Origin of the sequence: Shewanella sp. Iso12 (assembly GCF_012030025.1) — a bacterium.
Classification (GTDB): Bacteria; Pseudomonadota; Gammaproteobacteria; order Enterobacterales; family Shewanellaceae; genus Shewanella; species Shewanella algae.
In genome coordinates this window covers 177510-183903 of sequence record NZ_JAAUHW010000011.1, presented here as the reverse complement: position 1 = coordinate 183903, position 6394 = coordinate 177510, and the positions used below count along the sequence as shown (strand labels likewise).

At 50.6% G+C, this 6394-nt stretch carries 6 protein-coding genes; 2 read left to right on the top strand and 4 right to left on the bottom strand.

What is annotated here, in order from left to right:
• Positions 1-411: 411 nt before the first annotated feature.
• A complete protein-coding gene (gene pssA, locus HCX89_RS17455; protein ID WP_028780121.1) occupies positions 412-1314 on the bottom strand; it encodes a CDP-diacylglycerol--serine O-phosphatidyltransferase in 903 nt (300 codons plus the stop codon).
• A gap of 91 nt (positions 1315-1405) precedes the next feature.
• Here pssA and HCX89_RS17450 point away from each other — a divergent pair, with 91 nt between their 5' ends.
• On the top strand, positions 1406-1849 hold the full coding sequence (locus HCX89_RS17450) for a DUF4124 domain-containing protein (RefSeq protein ID WP_025890175.1): 444 nt from the start codon (positions 1406-1408) through the stop codon (positions 1847-1849).
• A 78-nt stretch (positions 1850-1927) separates the two neighbouring features.
• Here HCX89_RS17450 and mdh read toward each other — a convergent pair whose 3' ends face one another.
• On the bottom strand, positions 1928-2863 hold the full coding sequence (gene mdh / locus HCX89_RS17445; RefSeq protein WP_025012092.1) for a malate dehydrogenase: 936 nt from the start codon (positions 2861-2863) through the stop codon (positions 1928-1930).
• A 285-nt stretch (positions 2864-3148) separates the two neighbouring features.
• Here mdh and argR point away from each other — a divergent pair, with 285 nt between their 5' ends.
• Positions 3149-3619, top strand: coding sequence for a transcriptional regulator ArgR (argR, locus tag HCX89_RS17440; RefSeq protein ID WP_025012091.1), 471 nt, complete (start codon positions 3149-3151; stop codon positions 3617-3619).
• Positions 3620-3679: 60 nt separating this feature from the next.
• Here argR and HCX89_RS17435 read toward each other — a convergent pair whose 3' ends face one another.
• Both HCX89_RS17435 and ggt read right to left on the bottom strand, forming a co-directional pair.
• Positions 3680-4615, bottom strand: coding sequence for a Dyp-type peroxidase (locus HCX89_RS17435; protein ID WP_025886988.1), 936 nt, complete (start codon positions 4613-4615; stop codon positions 3680-3682).
• A gap of 98 nt (positions 4616-4713) precedes the next feature.
• Complete coding sequence (gene ggt / locus HCX89_RS17430) at positions 4714-6357, bottom strand: gamma-glutamyltransferase (protein WP_226685229.1); 1644 nt, start codon at positions 6355-6357, stop codon at positions 4714-4716.
• Positions 6358-6394 lie beyond the last annotated feature (37 nt).

Below are 6394 nucleotides of genomic sequence, written 5' to 3'. Positions count from 1 at the left end.
GGATTTTTGCAGAATCACACCAAGCGAACACTATTTAGGCATCAACAGGGCAAAACCAACCTTTGAGCAACATAGATATTACCCTAAAGTCCCTTTTCATCTTGATGAGTAACTTGAACCAACTGAGATTGCTATGCAAGCTGACTTGCTCACTAACCAGAGTTGCTCGTCAAAGTGATATCAATCCTCTGCATCTCTGCTCGAAGCTATGCCAAACCTATGCCGAACCTATGCCCGAACTTACGTCCTTGAGTCGAACAGTTAGCAAGTTGGGTTCCGTTGCCCGAGTGAAACGAGTCTTCACAAGACTATTTCACTCAAGGTGGGATCTAGGTTTAGCACATATTTTGCCGCTTTGCAGAGTAAAAGCCTTTTGAGTGGCAGCCCAAAGTTTTCACTTTCAAGAGAGATTCATGACTTGAGCTTGTCTTGGCTCGCTTTATCTCCCGTATCTTCTTTTTCTTCGGCGCTCTCTTTGTTATCGCTATCTTTGTTATCTCGAGCATGGGAAATGGAAGAGTTCTCTGCACTTGATGCTTTGCCATCACAGTCATCTGCCTCATCGTCATCACCAACGACATGAGACACCTTGAGTTTTCTAACACTGCGAATGGTAACCACAGGCCCCGAGAGAGCATAGAGATAAAATAGCAGACAGAGAATTAATGCAGGCTCGACCGAGATCACCACAAATACGGCCACTACCAGCAAGATCACTAGGAAGTTCACCTTGCCACGCCAATCGACTTCTTTAAAGGAGTGATAGCGGAAATTACTCACCATCAACAGACCGGCAACGGCCGTAACCAGGGCCACCAATATACCTATATCATGCCCTGAGACGCCGTAGCCCTGCCCCAGCCAGACACTGCCGGCAATAAGAGCCGCTGCGGCCGGACTGGCAAGACCTTGGAAGAAACGTTTATCGGCCACTCCTACTTGGGTATTGAAGCGCGCCAGACGCAAGGCAGCACCGGCGCAATAGACAAAGGCCGCCAGCCAACCTATTTTGCCCAATTCAGAAAGCCCCCAGTTATAGGCTATCAAGGCCGGAGCCATACCGAAGGACACCATATCTGCCATCGAGTCGTACTCGGCACCAAAGGCACTCTGAGTGTTGGTCAAACGCGCCAGACGACCATCCAGTCCATCGAATAACATGGCAACAAATACAGCAATAGCCGATGCCTCAAAGTGCCCATTCATGGAAGCGATAACAGCATAGAAGCCCGAGAACAATCCTGCCGTTGTCATCAGATTGGGTAACAGATAGATGCCACGGGTTTTTATTGTTGGCTTGGATAAATTTTGCATACACTTAACCTGATGGTGTAATAAAGGTCTATAGCGGCAAAGATAACACACTTGCTCAGACAAGCTCACCCTGCAGAAACGGAAACAGACAATGATAAGGATCAGCCTATTTATGGCTCTGCTGGCATTACTCGGAGCCAACGCTGCCTCGGCAACGCCCATCTATACTTGGGTCGATGAAAATGGCGTTACCCACTACAGCCAAGAGCCGCCGCCACAACAACAGGCCACCGAATTGGACAGCCAAAATCTGCAACCCGCCAGAATTGGCACGGTCGCGCCGCAGCGAAAAGATGACGTTGTGCAGGAAACTGAGTCTGAGAAACAGGCCAAATTGATCAAGGAGAAAGATGCGGCCCAGGCTCAGGCTATTTGTGATAAGGCCAAATTCCAATTGGATGTACTCAATACCCACACCAGACTACAACGTAAAGATGAGGCCTCCGGAGAAATGATTAAGATGACAGAAGAAGAACGGCAGGCGCAGATAAAGGAGCAGCAGGAAAGAATTCGGCTGTTTTGCCAAAGAAACTAGCCAGCAAGGCCAGAGTCGAACAAGTTCAAGTAGCAAAAAGGAGCGCCGCGGCGCTCCTTTTTATTCACTGAAGTTGACTTACTTAACGAAGTCTACACCCAGTTTGATATCCGCCTTCAAGGTATCCAGCATGGCGTCACGGGCATTGGTTTCAAACGCACTCAGCTCTCCATACGGCAGAACCTTTTCGATACCATTCTTGCCGAGTACCACTGGCTGGGCAAAAAATTCAGCGTGCTCACTGCCGCCATCAACATAGGCGCACTCGATCACATTGGCTTCCCCCTGCAGACCGCGGATCAGCGACAGACCGAAACGGAAAGCGGCCTGGCCCATGGACAGAGTCGCGCTGCCACCACCGGCTTTGGCTTCCACCACTTCAGTGCCGGCGTTTTGAATACGCTTGGTCAGGGCAGCAACTTCTTCATCAGAGAAGCTGACACCTTCAACCTGAGACAACAGAGGCAGAATGGTCACACCGCTGTGGCCGCCAATCACATTGACTTTAACATCGGCGACGTTCAGCCCTTTGGCTTCGGCGATAAAGGTTTCAGAGCGGATGACATCGAGAGTCGTCACACCGAACAGACGGTTCTTGTCGTAAACACCGGCTTTTTTCAGTACTTCAGCAGCAATGGCCACAGTGGTGTTCACTGGGTTGGTGATGATACCGATCAGCGCCTTGGGACAAGTCGCGGCCACTTTTTCAATCAGGTTACGGACGATACCGGCATTGATATTGAACAGATCAGAACGATCCATGCCCGGCTTACGGGCAACACCGGCAGAAATCAGCACCACATCGGCACCTTCCAGTGCAGGCGTTGGGTCTTCACCGGCAAAACCTTTAACTTCAACTGCTGTCGGGATATGGCTCAGATCCACGGCAACCCCAGGCGTTACGGGGGCGATATCATAGAGTGACAGCTGAGAGCCGGCAGGCAATTGGGTTTTCAACAGAAGGGCAAGAGCCTGGCCGATACCACCAGCAGCACCAAGTACAGCAACTTTCATAGTTATCTCCGTCAATTCTCGGAATTATGTGTGACATAGATCTAATTCTGTGATGGCGCAACATTAAAGGATCGTCACAAAAATAGCAATTATCCCTTAGTCATATGACTCTGTTTCATCAAAAGCTGAATTAACTTCAGCGTTTTCTACTGCCCACTGAGGCTTCTTTTACCCACCAAATGACCTGCATTGCATTTTTATGCAGACATCTTGGGTATTTGTTGACACTTATCCGTTTGATATGCAGAATGACCGGGATTTTCTGAATAACGACAGAAGAAGATAATGCAAGCAAGCAAAAATCAGGATGAGCTAATCAGAACCTTCAAGGCTCTGCTTAAAGAGGAGCGCTTCGGCTCCCAGAGTGAAATAGTCAATGCACTGCAAGCCGAAGGCTTTGCCAATATCAACCAGTCCAAAGTCTCGCGCATGCTGAGCAAGTTCGGTGCCGTGCGCACTCGTAACGCCAAGCAGGAGATGGTCTACTGCTTACCGGCTGAACTAGGGGTACCTACCGCCGGCAGCCCGCTGAAGAATCTGGTATTGGATGTGGATCATAACCAAGCCATGATAGTGGTGCGTACCAGCCCGGGGGCGGCGCAGTTAATTGCCAGGCTGTTGGACTCCATCGGCAAGCCAGAAGGTATTCTGGGCACTATCGCCGGTGATGATACTATTTTCATCTGCCCTTCCAGCATCAAGACCATTGATGAAACTCTGGAAACAGTGAAGTCGCTGTTCAATTACACAGACTGAGTTGAAAATGCCATAAAAAAACGCCCTTCAATGAGGGGCGTTTTTGTTTTTATCGCGCTATTAATCATCAAACTGGATCATGAAATCCAGAGATGGGGCAAAGAAAGAGGAACCAGTTACCGCCTGAGTAAAGTGCATCAGGTGATCATGGTGTCCTTCTCCGTCACCGAAAACCATACTGTGAAGCATCTTTTCAAAATGGTTAGGTGTCTTACAGGTGGAAATAAACATCAAACCCTGCTGTTTTACAGAACCATAGGGCATGCTCTGACGCAGGATCTCCATCGACTCACCATTGTCATACTTGAGATTTACCCGCTTGATATGTGCCGTCAGCGGTTTGTCTTCCGAGGCGTACTCTATGTTGTCCTGCTTGGTGCGGCCTATGATGTCTTCCTGCTTTTTCTGCGGCAGTCTGTGCCACTTACTCAGATTATGGACATATTTCTGTACATGAATGTAGCTACCGCCGCGAAATGCATCGTCTTCATCACCTACCAGGGCCACAGCTTGACGGCCTCTGCCCTTGGGGTTTTCTGTGCCATCGACAAAACCGGTCAGATCGCGGCTGTCCATAAAGCGGAACCCGCGCTCCTCCTCTTCCAGTTCAGCCAACCCTTCCAGCATTTCGTTGACCTCATTGGCTACCAGATGAAGAATATCCAGGCGATCACAACGCAGGTGAATAAAAATATCGAACTCTATCGCCGGCGCATCCCGGTTACCCGACTCCATAGCAGGGAACGGCCTGAGTTCAGCCGGTCTGCTTCCCGGATAGAGGTGATCCCAAAAGTTGGCACCAATCGCCACAAAGGCGTTAAAGGCACTGTCGGCATACTGATCTGCCAGCTCATACAAATACTGGGCGACATTGGCCAGGCAAGGACGCAGTTGTGACTCTCCGCCTTCGTTGGCATTGAACATCAGATAAACGCTGTGCAGATTTCCCTCAGCGCAGATTCCCAGTTGTTCCCGTGGCATAACCTGTGTATCCATTTGCAATCTACCCTTTCAGATTAATTCATCTTCGGCCTTATTATCCGCAACTTGAGCATTAATTTGAATTAGCTCACGCACGTTTTTGCCGATTGCTTTCAATAACCTGATGCCTGCCCGTCTTTTCGGGACTCGGACGCTCCCCGATAAACGCCGCTTTCAACATTGACGCCTATGGCCTGATAACCACCAAAAGCTCCGAGAGAATCACTCAAAGTATGCCCCTTTTTCATCAGCTCACGGCGGGTCTCCATGGAAAAGCCCGACTCGAGACTGATATAACCGCCATCTGTCATCTGCTCGCCGGTCGGTTGGCTAGAACCTGTATGCAGTATTCTTGGAGCATCGCCCGCCTCCTGCAGGTTGAGGCCAAAATCAATCAGATTAATCATGATCTGAGCGTGCATCTGGGGTTGGGTGGCTCCCCCCATGACGCCAAAGCTGAGCCAAGGCTTGCCATCTTTGGTGACAAAGGCCGGAATTATGGTATGAAACGGTCTCTTACCCGGTGCATAGGAGTTAGCACGCCCGGGAGTGAGATCAAACAGCTGGCCCCTGTCCTGTAACACAAATCCCAAATCCGGAGGCGTCATGCCTGAGCCCATGCCACGATAATTGCTCTGGATGAGAGACACCATATTGCCTTCTTTATCAGCGGTAGTGAGATAGATGGTATCACCGTGTAAAAGATTGGGATTACCCGGCTCAACACTGGCGGCGGCTTTGTCAGCATCGATAAGCTTGGCTCTGGCGTAGTTGTATTCTTTGGAGATAAGTGAGGCTACCGGCACTTTGGCAAAGTCCATGTCGGCGTAGAACTTGGCTCGGTCGGCAAACGCCAGCTTTTTTGCTTCCACGAAATGATGCACATATTCGGCGCTGTCCAGCCCCATGGCCTTGAGATTAAATGGCTCCAGGGTTTTAAGGATCTGCAGTGCCGCTATTCCCTGGCCGTTGGGCGGCAGCTCCCAGATATCATAGCCCCGATAATTAACCGATACAGGCTCGACCCACTCACTCTTGTGAGAAGCGAGATCTTCATAGGAAAGATAACCGCCCTGTTGTTGCATATAAGCGGCAATACTGCGGGCTATCTCTCCTTTGTAAAAGACATCCCGGCCCCCCTTGGCAATTTTTTCATAGCTGTTTGCCAAAGCTGGGTTTCGAAACAATTCACCGACGGCCGGCATGCGGCCGCCTGGCATATAGGTTTCTTTAAACCCCGGGTATTTGGCCAGCTTGTCACCGCTGCGAGCCAGATAGAAGGCTATGAGCTCGGAAACCGGAAATCCTTCACGGGCATAATGAATAGCCGGTGCCAGGTTATCCTTCATGGGCAATTTGCCGAACTTGTCATGCAGTTCATACCAGCCATCCACGGCACCGGGCACGGATACGGGCAAAGGCCCATAAGGCGGCAGATGCTCAAGCCCTTTGGCCTTGAGCATCTCCAGCGTCAAAGAAGCCGGACTGCGGCCAGACGCATTGAGCCCATAGAGCCGCTGCTCTTTGGCGCTCCAGACAATGGCAAAAAGATCGCCGCCTATGCCTGAACCCGTAGGCTCAACCAACCCCAGCATGGCATTGGCAGCAATAGCGGCATCTACGGCACTGCCTCCTTGCTTAAGAATATCGACCGCCACCTGAGTCGCCAGTGGTTGGCTGGTTGCCGCCATGCCATTGACCGCATAGACTTCAGAGCGGCTCGCAAAGGCCGCGCCCGTGATTCTGTCCATCGCCATGCTTCCCGTGCTGCAGAAAACAGCCAAACTCCCGATG